Origin of the sequence: Legionella brunensis (assembly GCF_001467025.1) — a bacterium.
Taxonomy (GTDB): domain Bacteria; phylum Pseudomonadota; class Gammaproteobacteria; order Legionellales; family Legionellaceae; genus Tatlockia; species Tatlockia brunensis.
Genome location: NZ_LNXV01000003.1, coordinates 71,450 through 88,138, shown reverse-complemented (window position 1 = coordinate 88,138; position 16,689 = coordinate 71,450). Strand labels below are relative to the sequence as shown.

The window sequence follows — 16,689 nt, the reverse complement described above, 5'->3', positions numbered from 1 at the left end:
AAAAGTGTATAATTGCGGATTTGTTGCGCAACTACTATCTCCATGAACCTTGAAAAACATTATGATGTCATCGTTGTGGGTGGCGGTCACGCAGGGACTGAAGCAGCCCTTGCAGCAGCACGTCTAGGTGCTCAAACTTTATTGCTCACCCATAATATGGACCTATTAGGACAAATGTCTTGTAATCCTGCAATCGGCGGTATTGGCAAAGGACATTTGGTCAAAGAAATTGATGCCTTAGACGGTGCTATGGCTTTGGCAGCTGATGAAGCAGGCATCCAATTTCGCATACTGAATGCTTCTAAAGGTCCAGCAGTTCGCGCAACGCGCGCTCAAGCTGATCGCGTGCTCTATCGTCAAGCAATTCGCCAGAAATTACAAAATCAGCCCAATTTAATTTTATTTCAACAAGCAGTTGATGATTTATTAGTTGAAGGTTCACGGGTCACAGGCGTTGTAACCCAAATGGGATTAACTTTTCGCGCACGCGCCGTTGTACTTACCGTAGGTACTTTTTTAGGCGGTAAAATTCATGTTGGCATGAATCAATATGCCGGCGGGCGTGCAGGAGATCCGCCAGCGATTGCCCTTGCAAAACGCTTAAGAGACCTTGATTTGCCCGTTGGCCGCTTAAAAACAGGCACTCCACCTCGTATTGATGGACGCAGCCTTGATTACAGTCAAATGACTGTTCAACCTGGTGATGAGCCAGTTCCCATCTTTTCTTATTTAGGAACTACAGCGCTACATCCGCAGCAAGTGCCTTGTTATATTACCCAAACCACAAATACTACGCATGAAATTATTCAAGCCAATCTGCATCAATCCCCAATGTATGCTGGAGTAATTGAGGGAATTGGTCCGCGCTACTGCCCCTCTATTGAAGATAAAGTGGTGCGTTTTGCCGATAAATTATCTCATCAAATTTTTGTTGAACCGGAAGGTTTAACTACTGATGAAATTTATCCAAATGGTATTTCTACCAGCCTGCCCTTTGAAGTTCAGGTACAATTTGTTCGTACCATTAAAGGCTTTGAAAATGCCCATATTACCCGTCCCGGCTATGCTATTGAATATGATTATTTTGATCCACGAGGCTTAACATCTTTCTTACAAACTAAACCTCTAAGCAATCTTTTCTTTGCAGGGCAAATTAATGGCACAACCGGCTATGAAGAGGCCGCTGCACAAGGATTAATTGCCGGAATGAACGCCGCCTTACAGGTTCAAGACAAGGAGCTTTGGTGTCCACGTCGTGACGAAGCCTATATAGGTGTTTTAATTGATGACTTGATAACTTGTGGTACTCAAGAGCCTTATCGCATGTTTACCTCAAGAGCTGAATATCGTCTATTGTTACGTGAAGACAATGCCGATTTGCGTCTCACAGAAAAGGGACATGAACTAGGATTAGTCGGAGAAGCTCGCTGGAAAGCATTTTGTGAAAAGCGAGAAGCCATTGAAAGAGCTCAAGCTCACTTGAAAGGTACACTGGTTCGTGTTGCTTATAATGACGCATTAAGTGACATTATTGAAAACCCTCTGCAGCAGGACTGCAGAGCATCTGAATTATTAAAACGTCCTGAAGTTACTTACAAAGACCTGCAGGCCCTTGCAACTCTAAATCTGCCCGCGCTCGCTGATGATATTGCTGAACAGGTGGAGATTCAAAGTAAATACGCAGGCTATATTGATCGACAACTGTTAGACATTGAACGCCTACGTAAACATGAAAATACGCAGCTTCCTACCACACTTGATTACAGCAAAGTTTCCGGGCTTTCTACAGAAGTTGTACAAAAATTGACGCGTATACGGCCTGCCACATTAGCACAAGCGGGTCGTATTTCCGGGGTCACTCCAGCTGCATTATCACTTCTTTTAGTGCATTTAAAAAAACATAGGGAACCTGCATGATAAGTTCTCCTGAAATAGCCCAGATCCTTAATCAAGGCTTAATCGAACTTGGAATAGAGGCCGATTCTGCTCGTTTGCTACATTATTTATTTTTGCTCGATAAGTGGAATCGTAGTTATAATTTAACTGCAATTCGTGATTTAGATACGATGGTAACCCGCCATATTTTAGATAGTTTAGCAATAACACCCTGGCTTCATGGCACACGTATCCTTGATGTGGGTAGCGGTGCCGGTTTACCGGGAATTCCCCTCGCAATTTATAATCCTCAATTGCAAATTGTTTTACTCGACAGTAATGGGAAAAAAATTCGCTTCCTACAAGAGGTAAAACGGGTGCTCGCGTTAGATAATGTTGAAATTGTGCAATCACGCGTGGAAAACTACCACCCATCCCAAGGTTTTGATACAGTAACAAGTCGGGCTTTCAGTGATTTAGCGCAAATGCTGAAATGGACTTACCATCTTATTGGCGCCAATGGCATATGGCTTGCCATGAAAGGTCGCTACCCTGAAACCGAATTGGCGAGCATCAACCTACCTTACCAGGTCAAGCCTTACGCCGTACCCGGTCTCGACGGTCAGCGTTGCTGCGTCATTATCAAAAATGTAACTGAGGAATAACCATGGCAAAAGTCATCGCCATTGCCAACCAAAAAGGGGGCGTGGGCAAAACAACGACCGCAATTAACCTAGCAGCATCTATCGCCGCAAATCGCCATCAAGTTTTGCTAATAGACCTCGACCCTCAAGGAAATGCCACGATGGGTTCAGGTATCGATAAAAATGCCTTGGTTCATACTACCAATGACGTGCTATTACGTGATTGCCTTGCTGAGCAGGCCTGTTTAACAACTACTTGTGGTTTTGATCTAATTCCAGCGAATGGTGATTTAACCGTTGCGGAAGTTAGTTTGATGGAAAGAAATCATCGAGAAACTTTTTTATTTAAAGCATTGCAATCTATTCAAAGCGCTTATGATTTTATTCTTATTGATTGCCCCCCAGCATTAAACACACTGACTATTAATGCACTGGTTGCTGCAGATTCTGTTTTAATTCCTATGCAGTGTGAATATTATGCCTTGGAGGGTTTGGCTGCTCTAATAACCACTATCGAACAAGTCAAGTCAAGTGTGAATCCTCGTCTGCATATTGAAGGCGTTTTACGCACCATGTACGATGCACGTAATCGTTTATGCTCTGAGGTTTCCAAACAACTACTTGAGCATTTTAGTAATAAAGTTTATAGAACGGTGATACCGCGTAACATACGTTTAGCTGAAGCTCCCAGTCACGGAATGCCAGCTCTCCAATATGATAAAGCTTCCCCAGGTGCTGCTGCATATATGGTTTTAGCAGCTGAAGTTATCAATAAGCAAGCGGTCGCCGTTTAAATCGAGGTATTTATGACAGTTAAAACCAGAGGTCTTGGACGTAATTTATCCGCTTTATTAGGGAATACCAGCGCTGCCTTGCTTGTTGAGAAATCTGTAACAGAGAACCTCAAACTAGCAATTAATTGTCTACAACCTGGAAAATATCAACCTCGAGGCGAAATTGAAGAAGCTCCCCTTGCTGAGTTAGCCGCCTCTATTAAGCAACAAGGTGTATTGCAGCCCTTGGTAGTACGTGAAATTTCTAGTGGCCGCTATGAAATTATTGCTGGCGAACGTCGTTGGCGTGCTTCACAATTAGCAGGCTTAACGGAAGTTCCTGTTGTTCTTCGTCAAGTAGATGATGAAACAGCAATGGCTATCGCTTTAGTAGAAAATTTACAACGTGAAGACCTGAATGCCATGGATCAAGCCCGTGCCATGTATCGCCTTACCACAGAGTTCGGTCTAACCCATCAACAAGTTGCCGATATACTCTCTAAGTCGCGAGCAGCAGTAAGCAATTATTTGCGATTGTTGAGTTTGACTCCTGAGGTCAGACGGCTATTAGAGCATGGCGATCTTGACATGGGACATGCACGGGCTCTTCTTATGCTAGAGGACAAACAACAAGCTCAAGCGGCTCAGCTAATAGTAGCTAAAAATTTATCCGTGCGTGAAACAGAAAAATTGGTTGCCCGGATCAAAGCAGGTAAAGCAGAACCTTTAGCCAAACCGGAAATCAACTCCTTGTTACAAGAGCAGGTGCGCTCTCTTTCTCAACAACTGAACACTACTATTAAAATTAAACCAGGCAAAGCAGGCAAAGGCACTTTAGTCATTCATTATGAGAGTTTGCAGAATTTACAAACAGTTATTCAGGAATTAATGGATGCAAGCTCAACATAAAGAGCGAAGTAAGAGACTGCCCTTTAAAATACGCATATTTTTAAGATTACTACCTAGAAATAAGCAATATTAGTAACTCACTTTAATTATCAAAATAGAGACTCAAGATCTACTTATTTTTGCCGATATAAGAGCATACGGTGGAGATGACCTATGCAAATCCAACCAGTGCAACCAGTGGTCGTCAAGTTAAAATGCGGGCATTCGCATGCATCCTGCTTGTTAGTCGAACTTACTGATACGGAAATGCAGCTAACAAGTACAGATTATATTGATAAAGATAGCTCGGTTATTTTTAATGCTCAATTTTTTCATGGAGAAGCAATAATTACCAATATCACCTTTCTTAATTACCGCTTCACCTACACCTTAACTATTAATGCAATAAAATATCAGCCGGGGCTATTGGTTAATAAGCAATTATAATGCTGCTTACAACCAATACACAAAAATAAATAAGAATAACCACACAACGTCAACAAAGTGCCAATACCAGGCCACCGCTTCAAAGCCAAAATGTCTCTCGGGTGTAAAATGACCGCGAATACAGCGAATAAGAATAACAATAAGCATGATAGTACCAATTGTCACATGCAAACCGTGAAATCCTGTTAACATGAAGAAGGTAGTACCATAGATCCCAGCGCCTAACGTTAGGTTCATCTCGGTATAAGCTTCGTGATACTCATAAGATTGCAAGGTTAAGAACAACACCCCTAAAGCAATGGTAAAAAACATACCAACTATTAGCTGCCTGCGTTTATTAAGTTTTAAAGCCCAATGTGCCCAGGTTATAGTAGCACCTGATGTTAATAAAATAAGGGTATTAATAGCAGCCAAGCCCCAAGCCTTCATTCCTTCATAAGCCCCCACAAAAGTTTGATTGTCAGGGTTAATCAGTAAAGGCCATCTACCTTGGAAATCATTCCATAAGGTAATGTGCGTAATTGGATGCACTTCACCACCAAGCACGGGTATTGACCAAAGTCGTGTGAAGAAAAGGGCACCAAAAAATGCACCAAAAAAACACACCTCGGAAAAAATAAACCAGCACATCCCCCAACGAAAGGAGCGGTCGACCTGCAAATCATAAACGCCCTTTTGGTTTTCATAGATAACTTGACCAAACCAGCCAAACATCATAAAAACCAAGATGCACAAACCTAAGGTAAACAAATAGGGGCCATACCAATCATGATGCAGCCAAGAAGCAGCTCCAACCAAAGTAGTGGTTAAGCCAATTGAACCCACCAGAGGCCAATGACTTGGTTTGGGTACATAATAAGTGCCATGCGCTCCCATTGTATACAATTCTCCTGTTTATCTTTAGCCCATCATTGTTGATGGTCATGAGCTTAGTTAATTATCTTATCCGATACATCAAAAAGTGTGTAAGCCAAAGTAATTGTTTTAACATTGGCTGGTAAATCAGTATCAAGATGAAATAGCAAAGGCATATTCATCGCCTCATGTCCATTTAGTGTTTGCTGTGTAAAACAGAAACACTCCGTTTTCTTCAAATATTTCGCAGCTATGCCGGGTGTCACGCTTGGGATAGCTTGTACCGTCATTCGATGATTTGATTTATTCTCTGCGTAAAAAGCAAGTTTAGCCATTTCACCCGGATGAACTTTTATTTTTGTGATTTTTGGATAAAAAGTCCATGGCAAACTACCATTATTGGTTGCTACAAACTCGACAGTAACCTCTCTATCTACTGCAATTTTGGCAGTCTTGACATCATAGGCAGACGCTTCTAATGTTACTTTGCCATTAATGCCTAATGCTTTGCAAAGGCTATTATAAATAGGCACTAGAGCAAAGCCAAAAGCAAACATGCCAATTACAAGAGCTGCTAATATTGCAATTAATTTTATATGACTTTTCTGAGCCATCTTACCTCTCTATCTCAAAAATTGTCATTCTCTAAAATGCACTGGATTATTCAAAAGCAGCAAACATTGATTTGCTGCTTTTTTATACTCATTAATGAATTTCAGGCGGTGTCGAAAAACTATGGTAGGGCGGGGGCGATGATAAAGTCCACTCTAACCCATGTGCTCCTTCCCAAACTTGGGCATCCACTTTTTTCCCTCCACGTACAGTAGCGATCACATTATAGAGAAATAGCAACTGTGAAAGGCCAAATATGAAAGCGCCAACACTGACAACAACATTAAAATTAGTAAATTGCAAAGCATAATCTGGAATACGCCGTGGCATCCCTGCAAGTCCAAGAAAATGCATAGGGAAGAAAGTCACATTTACGGAGATTACAGACAACCAAAAATGCCATTGACCCAAACGCTCGTTATACATATGCCCTGTCCACTTGGGGAGCCAGTAATAAGTCGCACCCAATAAGGCAAAAATAACCCCGGGAACTAACACATAATGGAAATGACCAACAACAAAATAAGTGTCCTGATATTGATAGTCAGCTGGAACCAATGCCAACATTAACCCTGTAAAGCCCCCTATCGTAAACAAAAATACAAAAGCTATAGCGAACAACATTGGTGTTTCAAAAGTCATTGCTCCTTTGAACATCGTACTAACCCAGTTGAATACTTTTACTCCTGTTGGTACCGCAATGAGCATTGTTGTGTACATGAAAAACAACTCACCACCAAGAGGCATACCTGTTGTAAACATGTGGTGGGCCCAAACAATAAAAGACAAAAATGCGATGCTTGCAGTTGCATAAACCATGAAATGGTAACCAAATAATGGCTTACGACTAAAGGTTGGAATAATTTCAGAAACCACACCAAATGCAGGTAAAACCAAAACGTACACTTCTGGATGACCAAAGAACCAAAATACATGTTGGAATAACACTGGATCACCACCACCTGCTGCGGTAAAGAAACTAGTGCCAAAATGTCTATCGGCGAGCATCATGGTAACAGCACCAGCGAGCACGGGCATAATTGCAATTAATAAAAATGCAGTAATCAACCACGTCCAGACGAACATCGGCATTTTCATTAGAGTCATGCCTGGCGCACGCATATTAAGGATAGTAGCGATAATATTGATAGAGCCCATAATTGATGAAAGACCCATCATATGAATGGCAAAAATCATAAAATCGGTGCTTGGCGGTGCAAATTTAGTTGATAAAGGTGCATACATTGTCCAACCGAAGTTTGGACCACCACCGCTATGAAACATTGTGGAGCCTAATAAGGCAAAGGCGAAGGGCAGTATCCAAAAACTCCAGTTATTCAAGCGGGGTAAGGCCATATCTGGAGCCCCAATCATCATCGGGATTTGCCAGTTGGCCATCCCTGTAAACGCAGGCATGACTACCCCGAAAAGCATAATTAGGCCATGCAATGTAGTCATTTGATTGAAGAAATTAGGATCTACAAAGCGATGACCAGGCTGAAAAAGCTCTGCTCTGATAATCAAAGCCATCGTGCCTGCAACGAAAAAGCTTATCATTGCCAACCATAGATACAAAGTTCCGATATCTTTATGGTTTGTTGTGAATAACCAGCGCTTTATAAAACCAATAATTCCTTTGCCTTGTTCAGGACCATGCTCTTCATGATCTAGGTCGTGGGTTAACACTTGGCTCATCGCAAACCTCCAGCTTTAGCTTTGTTCACCATCGTCGGTGCCTGATTGTCGCCTTGACGTACTTTTGCAACGTCTGCCGGCTGTACTTCATCATTTGTATTATTTTCCCACGCATTACGCTCATAGGTCGCAATAGCCGCAACTTCAGCATCTGTCAGTTGATCTTTAAATGCTTGCATTGCCGAACCTGGAATACCATTTAAGATAATATCGATATGCCGTGAGATAGGTTTTCCTACCGCAACAGAACTTCCCTTCAAAGGAGGATACATTGGTGGTAAACCTTTACCATCCACGCGGTGGCAGGCAGCGCAAATTTGATCATACTTTTGCTTACCTAAGTTAATCAGTTCTTCGCGGGTCATTTTGGCTTGGGCCTCTGGCTGACCAGCTGTTTCTGCATACTGATCCCTTGCCTTCGTTTGTTGAGAAACCCATTGCTCAAACTCTTCATCACTTACAGCTTTGACAACAATTGGCATAAAGCCATGATTCAGTCCACATAACTCAGCACACTGCCCACGATAAACACCAGGTTTTTCTATTCTTGCCCACGCCTCATGCATGAATCCAGGCATGGCATCACGCTTAACACCAATCTCTGGAACCCACCAAGAATGAATAACATCATTGGAGGTTACCAAGAAGCGAATCTTTTTATTCACTGGAACAACCACCGGTTTATCAACCTCTAGCAAATACCATTGGCCTTTAGGTTGTTGATTTTGAATTTGTTCATAGGGTGTTGATAAATTACTAAAAAAGCTAATGCCCTGATCGAGATATTGATATTGCCACTTCCATTGATAACCAACAACTTTAATGGTGACATCTGAATCGCTACTATCCTCTAGATTGATGAGTACCTTGGTTGCTGGGATAGCAAGACCAACAAGAATTAAGAAGGGGATGATGGACCAAAGAATTTCCACACGAGTATTGTCATGGAAACTTGCTGGCGCATACCCTTTCGACTTGCGGTGATGTATTAATGAATAAATCATTACGCCAAAAACGACAATACCGATAATGCCGCAGATAACCATAGCAATCATATGTAAATCATACATATCCTTACTCAAGGGAGTCACCCCTTTATACATATTCATTTGCCACTTATCTGCTGCAGCCATGGTAGCCTGGCTTAACCCCAGACTAATTGCAGCGGCAAGTACTTTGCTCAGCTTAAACCCTTTTAGCATCCCCATATCACCTCTTTAAATAGTCAGGTTTCTTAAAAGTCAATCTTGCGAATGCAAGACTGACTTTTCGTGTTATAACCATGACGGATCAACAATTAATTCTAATGAATCTAGGTTTAGAATTTTATTACCACAGTGAATAATTACCCTCTGTTTTTGATCGGCTCACCATGTACTTAATTGCCTCAAGAATTTCACCCGTGGTGCATTGCTTACAACCGCCATTTTTTGGATGGTACCCACCCCTTATTGTGTTTTCGACTAAAACATCAATATTTTTCTCAATAATGGGCTCCCAAACGGCTTTATCACCAATTTTAGGCGCTCCTTGTTTGCCATCGTTATGGCACATACTGCAGTTTTCATTGTAAATTTCTTGACCATTCGCTGGGTATTTTGCAGCACCTCCAGTGGCCAAATCCTGCCATTGAGAACGGGTTAACGAGGCATTTAAAATATAATCCACAGCAGCCATCACATCATTATCCGAACAGGTTACGCAAGCACCTCTCACTGGCATGCTGTTATAGCCATGGATAGCATGACGATAAAGTCCCGTTAAACCTCGACTCTTTAAACGCATATACCAATTGGCGCTATTCCCAATAATTGGAGCGGACATCTCACCTCGTTGATGGCAGATGATGCAGGAATTAACATAGACTTGCTTTCCACGTTTAATGGTAGGTTGACTTTCCGAAGCAGGAACACCTAAAGGCTCATCGGAAGTTACGGTCTTTAAATAAGTCGCAATAGCAAGTCTATCCTCTTCTGTGAGGTAGCTTAAGCTATTGTGATTTACTTCTGCCATGGGTCCGGCTACTGGACCTGCTCTATTAATAAGTTGCCCTTGAGCAAAAACATCCGCAACTTCATAACGACTTACCGAACGTAATCCGTATTTTGTTATATTCGGAGCCCAATAACCGTCTATAAAAGTCCCCGTTAAGTAGAATCGATCTTTGGGCGCACCAAATATATTGAGTGGTGTGTGGCACATGCTGCAGTGACCTAAACTATCAACAATATATTTGCCTCGGTTCCATGCAGGGGAGCGCTCTGCATCATACTCAATTGCATTATCTTCAGGGAAGAAAAATAATATATTCCATCCCCATAGAGCCAAACGTGAACCCGGAACATTAAATGGAAAAGGCAAGGATTTATTTTTCTGCTTAACAGGTGGAATGCTCATGAAGTAGGCATAGAGAGCACGCGCATCATCATCAGTAATTTTAGAAAAATAGATATAGGGGAAAACTGGAAAATAATTTCGCCCCTCTGGGTCGCGCCCTTCTTTTAAAGCCCGGATGAAATCCTCTTCAGTCCACTTACCAATACCCGTGTCTTTGTCAGGGGTGATGTTAGGGCTATAAAATGTGCCGAAAGGAGTATTAATGGGCAATCCACCTGCATAAGCTGGTGTGCCACCTTTGACGTCAGTATGACAGGCAATGCAGTCACCCATTTTTGCTAAATATTCGCCACGAGCAATTAATTCTGCTTGCATACCTGCTGCTGCCGTGGTTGGTGGATAAGGTGGATAGTAACCATCAATTAATGGCTCTACCGGTCTATTTCTGTCATCAACAGCATTCAGAGTATTCTGTGTAGGCTTAGGATTTTCCGTAACGATAGGCTGAGTAGCTGTCGTATTGGTTGTTGCCGGTGTTCCTGTCGTCGAAGGCTGAGAAGTATTAGCATTAGAGTCTGCATTGCTTGCCGATGCTGATTTGGGCGTTACCTTAACATCCGCAGTCGTATTGGCATCAGGACTAGGCTTTGAAGTCGAAAGGGCTTTTGATTGCTCGGCAGCCTTGTCCTTTTGAGTAATATCTGTCTTACTAGCTGCATATAAAGAACCTGACAATATACTGTAGGTCACCAAAAAAGAGGCAATAATTGCGTTTTTTTTCAACAAAGAGCCCACGCTCCCTCCTTTAAACTTATTACCATTAAGGTAATTACTGGCAGGAAAAATAATTTCGGCATTTTATACCCCTCCCCAGGCAACTTGCAACGTTGATCATTGAGAGATTTTGCAAAAATGCCATGAAGTTGGCTGACAACCTAAATTAGCACTGCTATTATGCGCCTTTCAAATACAACTCAAGGGAAAGCTTATGGCGTGGAAAGCAGCAATCGATTTATCGCAACTTAAAAAGAACGAACGCGAAACATTGGTAATCGATAACCATAAGATTCTATTTATATGGCACAAAGAGCAAGTTCATGCTGTACAAGCCCAATGCCCTCATTTCAAGTTACCTCTTAGCAAAGGCAAAATCAATGATGATTGTGCAATTGTTTGCCCTTTCCACAAAAGTGAATTTGATCTAGCCACAGGAGCGGTAAAATGCTGGTCACCTTGGCCTAAAGCTGTAGGAACATTATTAGGGAAGATCGCCAAACCTAAAGAACTCAAAGTTTACCCTACTCGAATTACTGAGGGGAAAGTTGAAGTCAAGATAGCCTAGACTTACATTATATTAAAAATTGTTTAGCCCCTTTTTCTATTTTTTTAATGAACAACTGGTATTGTTTAGCTGGTAATTGCCAGTAATGCCAATAAAGGGGCATTAACCAACGTTTATCAGGGCAAATTTCTTGCAACTCCCCCTTGGCCAATTCACTAGCAATATCTAAACTTGGGATCCAACCGTAACCATAGCCTTGTAATGCAAATTGTTTGTATGCCTGAACAGAAGGCACCATATGGTAACGGCGAAGAGAAAGCGGCTTATTAAAAAAATGATTAAAGAAGTGTTCTGGTAATCTGTCGCGATTATCGAAAACAATAGCTGGTGCATTGGCCAAATTTTCTGCTAATGATTTTTTATTATTAAAATGCTGGGCAATAAAATGAGGAGAGGCCACCAACAAATAGTTCATATGCCCCAATAAGGTACATTCACAACCTGGTAAGGCGCGATTGTAAGTAGTCACACATGCTGAGACAGAGCCTTTACGAAAATAATCAATTGTCACTTCTTGATCGTCCGTAATGATATCAATGTTAATTTTCTCAAGAATTTCCAAGTCAACGAGTAAGCGCGAAAACCAAGTTTCCAAACTATCGCGGTTTAATGCTACGGACAATCGAGCAGGCAGCTCTTTTTTTATTTCTTGCAGGAGGTGTTCTTCCAATAAGCGTGTACGACGCAACAAACTTAATAACTTCTCACCCAATGGAGTGGCTTGGTAGGGTAGGCTACGAATTAGTAATGGTTGACCAAATTGAGCTTCCAATTGCTTAATCCGTTGGGTGACGGCCGGCTGAGTTATGAATAATTGCTTGGCTGCTCCCGCAAAGCTTTGTGTTTGAATAACTGCATCTAAAGCCTGTAAACCACGCTGCTCTATTCTCATAAGCAAAATTTATCAATCATAATAATTATTAATTTTAATTATAAGTAAAAATGGTTAATAATTGCCACTCTTTTGTAACAAATTTAAGAGTTGTCAATGTTTGTATATCTCAATGGACTCATGCTAGGACTGTCTTTAATCACTGCCCTTGGTCCGCAAAACGTATTTTTGATCCGCCAAGGAGCATTGCGCAAACATGCAGCACTTTCTGCAACAATCTGTTTCTGCTGCGATATTATTTTAGTTTGCGCAAGTGTTGCAGGATTACACCATATGCTTGAACTTCATCCTACTTTAAAAATATGGATTACCTGGTTTGGCGTGGCGTTTCTTTTTTATTATGGTGCACAAGCGTTAAAACGAGCCTTAAGCAAGCAAAGTAGAGAAACCGCTAAAGCACAGGAAGCCACAAGTCGCTGGCAAATCATCATGTTAGCATTAGGTTTTAGTTTGCTTAACCCTCATGCAATCATTGATAGCTTAGTAATTATTGGTGGTGGTAGTAGTCAATACCCTGAGCATCAGCAAGCATTTTTATTGGGTGTCATTACCTCCAGTTTATTTTGGTTTTTTTCGCTGACTTTTACTACCCATTATTTTTCAGAAGTACTCACGCGCGCCGCCGTTTGGCGACGCATTGAGTTTTCCAGTGGTATTTTGATGTTATTTCTGAGTTGTAAACTTGCTTTCAGTTAAACAATATAGAGAGAATTTAACCTTACATCTGTGCTTAATTGTTATGTAATTTAAAGAGCGTTGTCACGGGTGTAGGCGCGTATTTCTCTGCAGCTCCTAAGGCAACTTGTTTTAAATAGGCACTCGCGGCATTAATCAAATCATCGGTGCCATTTTCGCCGTACACAGAAAACCAAATGCTTTTAGTATGCGCTCCAGCAGCCAATTCATTTAACTTGTCTTTAAATTCTTTGGTCGGTTCTAATCCTCGGGAAGAAAATCTACCAGGCTCTAAATCCTTTTCCTCCCAGATAGCAATAGTTTCTGTCGGCACCCAAGGACCTAAAGTTAAAATCAAATCTTGGATTTGGGGCACACCTAATTTATACCAAGTGTTTGTTTTGCCATGCATGGACCATTTGTAGACTTCAATTAGATCCGTCAGCGCTTCACGATAAGGCTCAAGCAAGCCAGAATCAGGGCGGCGACCCAATTGATACGACGCATAAGAAAAACTCGCTAAGGAAATAGTGATCGTTGGTGTAAATGGAAGAGGAATCGAAGCGCCAGCCCAACAAACCGTTCCCACAGCCAGGCCACTAATAATTTTATTATCAAAACTATAAATTGCAGCCTGTGCTTGTTTAAAACGCGCGATGCGATTTTTAATGATATCAATATGCTCTGTATTGCGATAATCAAAAGTAACAGAAGAATCTAATTTTTGCTGGGGAGGAGTAGGGGGCGAATTAAAAAAATATGACGTGAATCCAAAAGCTCTTAGCATTCTCAACTCCATTGAAAAAATTTGAATAATCTTTTTAACGTATGGTAGAAAAAAAAGCAAGATTAAATTTATTACCGCAGGAAGATATAGAAAGGGCCAATCAGTGTGTCGCCAATTGACCCAGTGGAATGACACATAGCAAGTCCAACCTCGCAACGGCACTATCTCATAGACACAGGAAGATTGTCAAGATTTTAAGCGACTTCATTAATAACACTATGCTTCCTAGGTGTTGCAATCTTGCAAAAGAGAGCTTAAGTCATCTCTAACAAGATTGTTGTTATGCCTTTCCTGAGCTAGACTCCAAACATTAAAAAATAATGCAGGTTAAATATGTTTTACGGTGATAATGTACAAGATACCCGACAACTTTTTTTTTCCAGTTGGCAAAAATATCGCCAAAAGCAACCCTTATTACCTCTTGAGCAGCAAATTGTCGATGTGATACTTGCTCATCCGGAATACCATGTGATATTGGAAAACCCAAAATATAAAGAACAAAATTATTTTCCAGAAATGGGACAAGCCAACCCCTTTTTGCACATGGGGCTGCACTTGGCTATTCGTGATCAGGTGAGCACCGATAGACCCGTTGGCATAAGCAAAATTTTTCGACAACTACTAAAAAAGTATAACGATGAACTTGCTGTAGAACATCTGATGATGGAACATTTGGCAGAGTGCTTATGGCAAGCACAACGTGATAATTGCATGCCCGATGAAAACAATTATCTGCAAGGATTAACGCACTTATTGACCTAAGGCATACTCAAGAAAGATTCATCTCTCGCAGGATTTTTCCATAAAATAAATAAAGGGACAATAAAACCACAGATACTACTAAAGTACATAAAAAGTCCTCGTGAACCAAAGGTATGCATATAAACTGAAGCTATAAACGGCCCAATCATAGCGCCCAAACTATAAGCCAGTAATAAGCTTTGCGTTCCCGCCACAATATCACGAGGGTCTAGCAAATCGCAGGCATGACTAATGCTGATCGGATACAACGTGAATGTCAGTCCGCCAAATAAAAGCATCAAACTAAAAACAAACCATAGGCTGGGATGCCCAAACATGAGCAGAATGGACACGACTATCGTGCCAACAGAAAGCATAATCAAAACGCTACCACGCTCGATTACATCAGATAATTTGCCAACAGGGTATTGTAACAACATGCCGCCAAAAATTATGGCAAACATATATTTAGCAACTTCTGCTTTATCGTGAAATAAATCACTCAAATAAGTAGGCATAAATGCATAGAGCCCCCCCATAATTAAACCTGAACTTAAACATCCGATTAACCCCGAAGCAGAGATACGGGCTAATGCTCTAAGACTGAGTGTTGATGATTTATCAAATTTTGGTGAAGCCACATAGGACATCGATAAAGGGATGATGGACAAAGAACACATCAGCGATGCCACAGCATAAAGTAATAGAGTTTTAGGGTCGCCTAGATTTAAAAAAAACTGCCCCAAACTTTGGGCGGCATAAAACGCAATCATATAAAGGGAAAGCACTTGCCCGCGGTTTGTTTGCGTACTCTTACATAACAACCAACTTTCAATAACAACAAATAACCCCGCCGCGGCAAACCCTGCAATAAAACGCAAAATGATCCACAAACTTACATCATAGAGGAAGCCATGTACTAAATAGATAACAGCAAGCATCGATGAAAATACAGAATAAGCACTTACATGCCCCACACGGGTAATAAAACGTTCCGCACGAAATGAGCCTAAGACCAACCCTGCATAATAAACAGCAGTCATTGCTCCAATCATCACAGGAGAGGCATGATTAAGCGTCATCGCCAAAGCAAGCAATGTTGAAAAAAAGCCTGTACCTAATAGAAAGATAAAAAGGCTTAGCAAAGGGACGAAAGTCTCAAACACTACAGCAATCATGAGCATACTCGCTTCTAATTAGCCGGACGATTGATATATGGGAATAATAAGATTATAGGCATACATCTACAACAAGATAGCAGCAACCAGGGTGGGGCCTCAATTACTTTTCTAGCTCTAGCCGTCATTTTCGTTGGGTATCGGCTCTAGATAGGTTAAGATAAGTCACCTATGTACTTAGACTTGTACCAATGACCGATAATGAAAAAGTGACCCATTTTGGCTTTGAATCAGTTGCCTGGGATGAAAAAGAGAAAAAAGTTGGCGCCGTTTTCAAATCGGTTGCTAAAAATTACGATCTAATGAATAACATCATGTCTATAGGTGTACATCATCTATGGAAGCGCTTCACAATAGAGATAAGTCAAGTTCGTCCAGGGCATTCTGTGCTTGACTTAGCCGGTGGGAGTGGTGACCTTACACGGCTACTTAGTAGGAAAGTAGGTGAGTCAGGTAAAGTCATTCTGGCTGATATTAATGAGGCCATGCTTGCAGTAGGACGTGATCGTCTTCTTGATGAAGGACTCTTCACCAATATCGATTTCGTACAAGCCAACGCGCAAAGTCTACCATTTGCCAATAATAGCTTTCATTGCATTACAATTGGTTTTGGCTTACGTAATGTCACTGATAAAGATGAAGCATTGCGTTCTATGTATCGTGTCTGTAAGCCTGGCGGAAAACTTATGGTGCTGGAATTCTCAACGCCCACGCTGCCCGGATTAAAACCCATTTATGATTTGTATTCTTTCAAGGTGTTGCCTAAGCTCGGTGAGTTTTTTGCCCAAGATGGGGAGAGTTATCAATATTTGGCTGAATCTATTCGTATGCATCCCAATCAAGAGGGATTAAAAACTATGATTGAGAAAGCAGGATTTGAAGATTGTCATTATTATAATTTAAGTGGTGGTATTGTTGCCTTGCACATTGCTTACAAATATTGAGGTA

At 41.3% G+C, this 16,689-nt stretch carries 17 protein-coding genes; 9 read left to right on the top strand and 8 right to left on the bottom strand.

Annotated features, from left to right (window positions below):
* The first annotated feature begins 42 nt into the window (after nt 1–42).
* The 5 genes from mnmG to Lbru_RS00775 all read left to right on the top strand — a co-directional run bounded on the left by mnmG (nt 43) and on the right by Lbru_RS00775 (nt 4,627).
* Nucleotides 43–1,917, top strand: a complete 1,875-nt coding sequence (mnmG, locus tag Lbru_RS00795; RefSeq protein WP_058440276.1) for a tRNA uridine-5-carboxymethylaminomethyl(34) synthesis enzyme MnmG — start codon at nt 43–45, stop codon at nt 1,915–1,917.
* Complete coding sequence (gene rsmG, locus Lbru_RS00790) at nt 1,914–2,540, top strand: 16S rRNA (guanine(527)-N(7))-methyltransferase RsmG (protein ID WP_058440275.1); 627 nt, start codon at nt 1,914–1,916, stop codon at nt 2,538–2,540. Before mnmG ends, rsmG begins: the two co-directional genes overlap by 4 nt.
* Nucleotides 2,541–2,542: 2 nt before the next feature.
* Nucleotides 2,543–3,313, top strand: a complete 771-nt coding sequence (locus Lbru_RS00785; protein WP_058440274.1) for a ParA family protein — start codon at nt 2,543–2,545, stop codon at nt 3,311–3,313.
* 12 nt (nt 3,314–3,325) lie between these two features.
* The gene (locus Lbru_RS00780; RefSeq protein WP_058440273.1) at nt 3,326–4,201 is read left to right on the top strand and encodes a ParB/RepB/Spo0J family partition protein; all 876 of its coding nucleotides are present in this window, start codon (nt 3,326–3,328) and stop codon (nt 4,199–4,201) included.
* 153 nt (nt 4,202–4,354) lie between these two features.
* A complete protein-coding gene (locus Lbru_RS00775; RefSeq protein WP_058440272.1) occupies nt 4,355–4,627 on the top strand; it encodes a hypothetical protein in 273 nt (90 codons plus the stop codon).
* A 6-nt stretch (nt 4,628–4,633) separates the two neighbouring features.
* Here the strand turns inward: Lbru_RS00775 and Lbru_RS00770 are convergent, their stop codons facing one another.
* From Lbru_RS00770 to Lbru_RS00750, 5 genes are all read right to left on the bottom strand, one after another.
* Nucleotides 4,634–5,503, bottom strand: coding sequence for a cytochrome c oxidase subunit 3 (locus tag Lbru_RS00770; protein WP_058440271.1), 870 nt, complete (start codon nt 5,501–5,503; stop codon nt 4,634–4,636).
* Nucleotides 5,504–5,556: 53 nt separating this feature from the next.
* Nucleotides 5,557–6,096, bottom strand: a complete 540-nt coding sequence (locus tag Lbru_RS00765) for a cytochrome c oxidase assembly protein (protein WP_058440270.1) — start codon at nt 6,094–6,096, stop codon at nt 5,557–5,559.
* Between the two features lie 91 nt (nt 6,097–6,187).
* The gene (ctaD, locus tag Lbru_RS00760) at nt 6,188–7,789 is read right to left on the bottom strand and encodes a cytochrome c oxidase subunit I (RefSeq protein ID WP_058440269.1); all 1,602 of its coding nucleotides are present in this window, start codon (nt 7,787–7,789) and stop codon (nt 6,188–6,190) included.
* Nucleotides 7,786–8,991: a cytochrome c oxidase subunit II gene (coxB, locus tag Lbru_RS00755; protein WP_058440434.1), complete on the bottom strand. Its 1,206-nt coding sequence runs from the start codon at nt 8,989–8,991 to the stop codon at nt 7,786–7,788. The genes ctaD and coxB overlap by 4 nt, the downstream gene beginning before the upstream one ends.
* A gap of 127 nt (nt 8,992–9,118) precedes the next feature.
* Entirely contained in the window at nt 9,119–10,591 is a 1,473-nt protein-coding gene (locus Lbru_RS00750) for a c-type cytochrome (protein WP_058440433.1), read from the bottom strand.
* Nucleotides 10,592–11,114: 523 nt separating this feature from the next.
* On the opposite strand from Lbru_RS00750, the gene Lbru_RS00745 reads away from it, so the two are divergent.
* Nucleotides 11,115–11,468, top strand: a complete 354-nt coding sequence (locus Lbru_RS00745; protein WP_058440268.1) for a Rieske (2Fe-2S) protein — start codon at nt 11,115–11,117, stop codon at nt 11,466–11,468.
* 7 nt (nt 11,469–11,475) lie between these two features.
* Here the strand turns inward: Lbru_RS00745 and Lbru_RS00740 are convergent, their stop codons facing one another.
* Nucleotides 11,476–12,360, bottom strand: coding sequence for an ArgP/LysG family DNA-binding transcriptional regulator (locus tag Lbru_RS00740; protein ID WP_058440267.1), 885 nt, complete (start codon nt 12,358–12,360; stop codon nt 11,476–11,478).
* Nucleotides 12,361–12,456: 96 nt separating this feature from the next.
* On the opposite strand from Lbru_RS00740, the gene Lbru_RS00735 reads away from it, so the two are divergent.
* The gene (locus Lbru_RS00735) at nt 12,457–13,056 is read left to right on the top strand and encodes a LysE/ArgO family amino acid transporter (RefSeq protein WP_058440266.1); all 600 of its coding nucleotides are present in this window, start codon (nt 12,457–12,459) and stop codon (nt 13,054–13,056) included.
* 34 nt (nt 13,057–13,090) lie between these two features.
* On the opposite strand, the gene Lbru_RS00730 is transcribed toward Lbru_RS00735, so the two are convergent.
* Nucleotides 13,091–13,822 carry a hypothetical protein gene (locus tag Lbru_RS00730; RefSeq protein WP_058440265.1) on the bottom strand — a complete coding sequence of 244 codons (732 nt, stop codon included), beginning with the start codon at nt 13,820–13,822 and terminating at the stop codon, nt 13,091–13,093.
* A 333-nt stretch (nt 13,823–14,155) separates the two neighbouring features.
* Between Lbru_RS00730 and Lbru_RS00725 the strand changes: the two genes are divergently transcribed.
* The gene (locus Lbru_RS00725; RefSeq protein ID WP_058440264.1) at nt 14,156–14,584 is read left to right on the top strand and encodes a DUF1841 family protein; all 429 of its coding nucleotides are present in this window, start codon (nt 14,156–14,158) and stop codon (nt 14,582–14,584) included.
* Here Lbru_RS00725 and Lbru_RS00720 read toward each other — a convergent pair.
* Nucleotides 14,581–15,741 carry an MFS transporter gene (locus Lbru_RS00720; protein WP_162262374.1) on the bottom strand — a complete coding sequence of 387 codons (1,161 nt, stop codon included), beginning with the start codon at nt 15,739–15,741 and terminating at the stop codon, nt 14,581–14,583. The genes Lbru_RS00725 and Lbru_RS00720 overlap by 4 nt on opposite strands.
* A 191-nt stretch (nt 15,742–15,932) precedes the next feature.
* On the opposite strand from Lbru_RS00720, the gene ubiE reads away from it, so the two are divergent.
* A complete protein-coding gene (gene ubiE, locus Lbru_RS00715) occupies nt 15,933–16,685 on the top strand; it encodes a bifunctional demethylmenaquinone methyltransferase/2-methoxy-6-polyprenyl-1,4-benzoquinol methylase UbiE (protein ID WP_058440262.1) in 753 nt (250 codons plus the stop codon).
* The last annotated feature ends 4 nt before the right edge of the window (nt 16,686–16,689 follow it).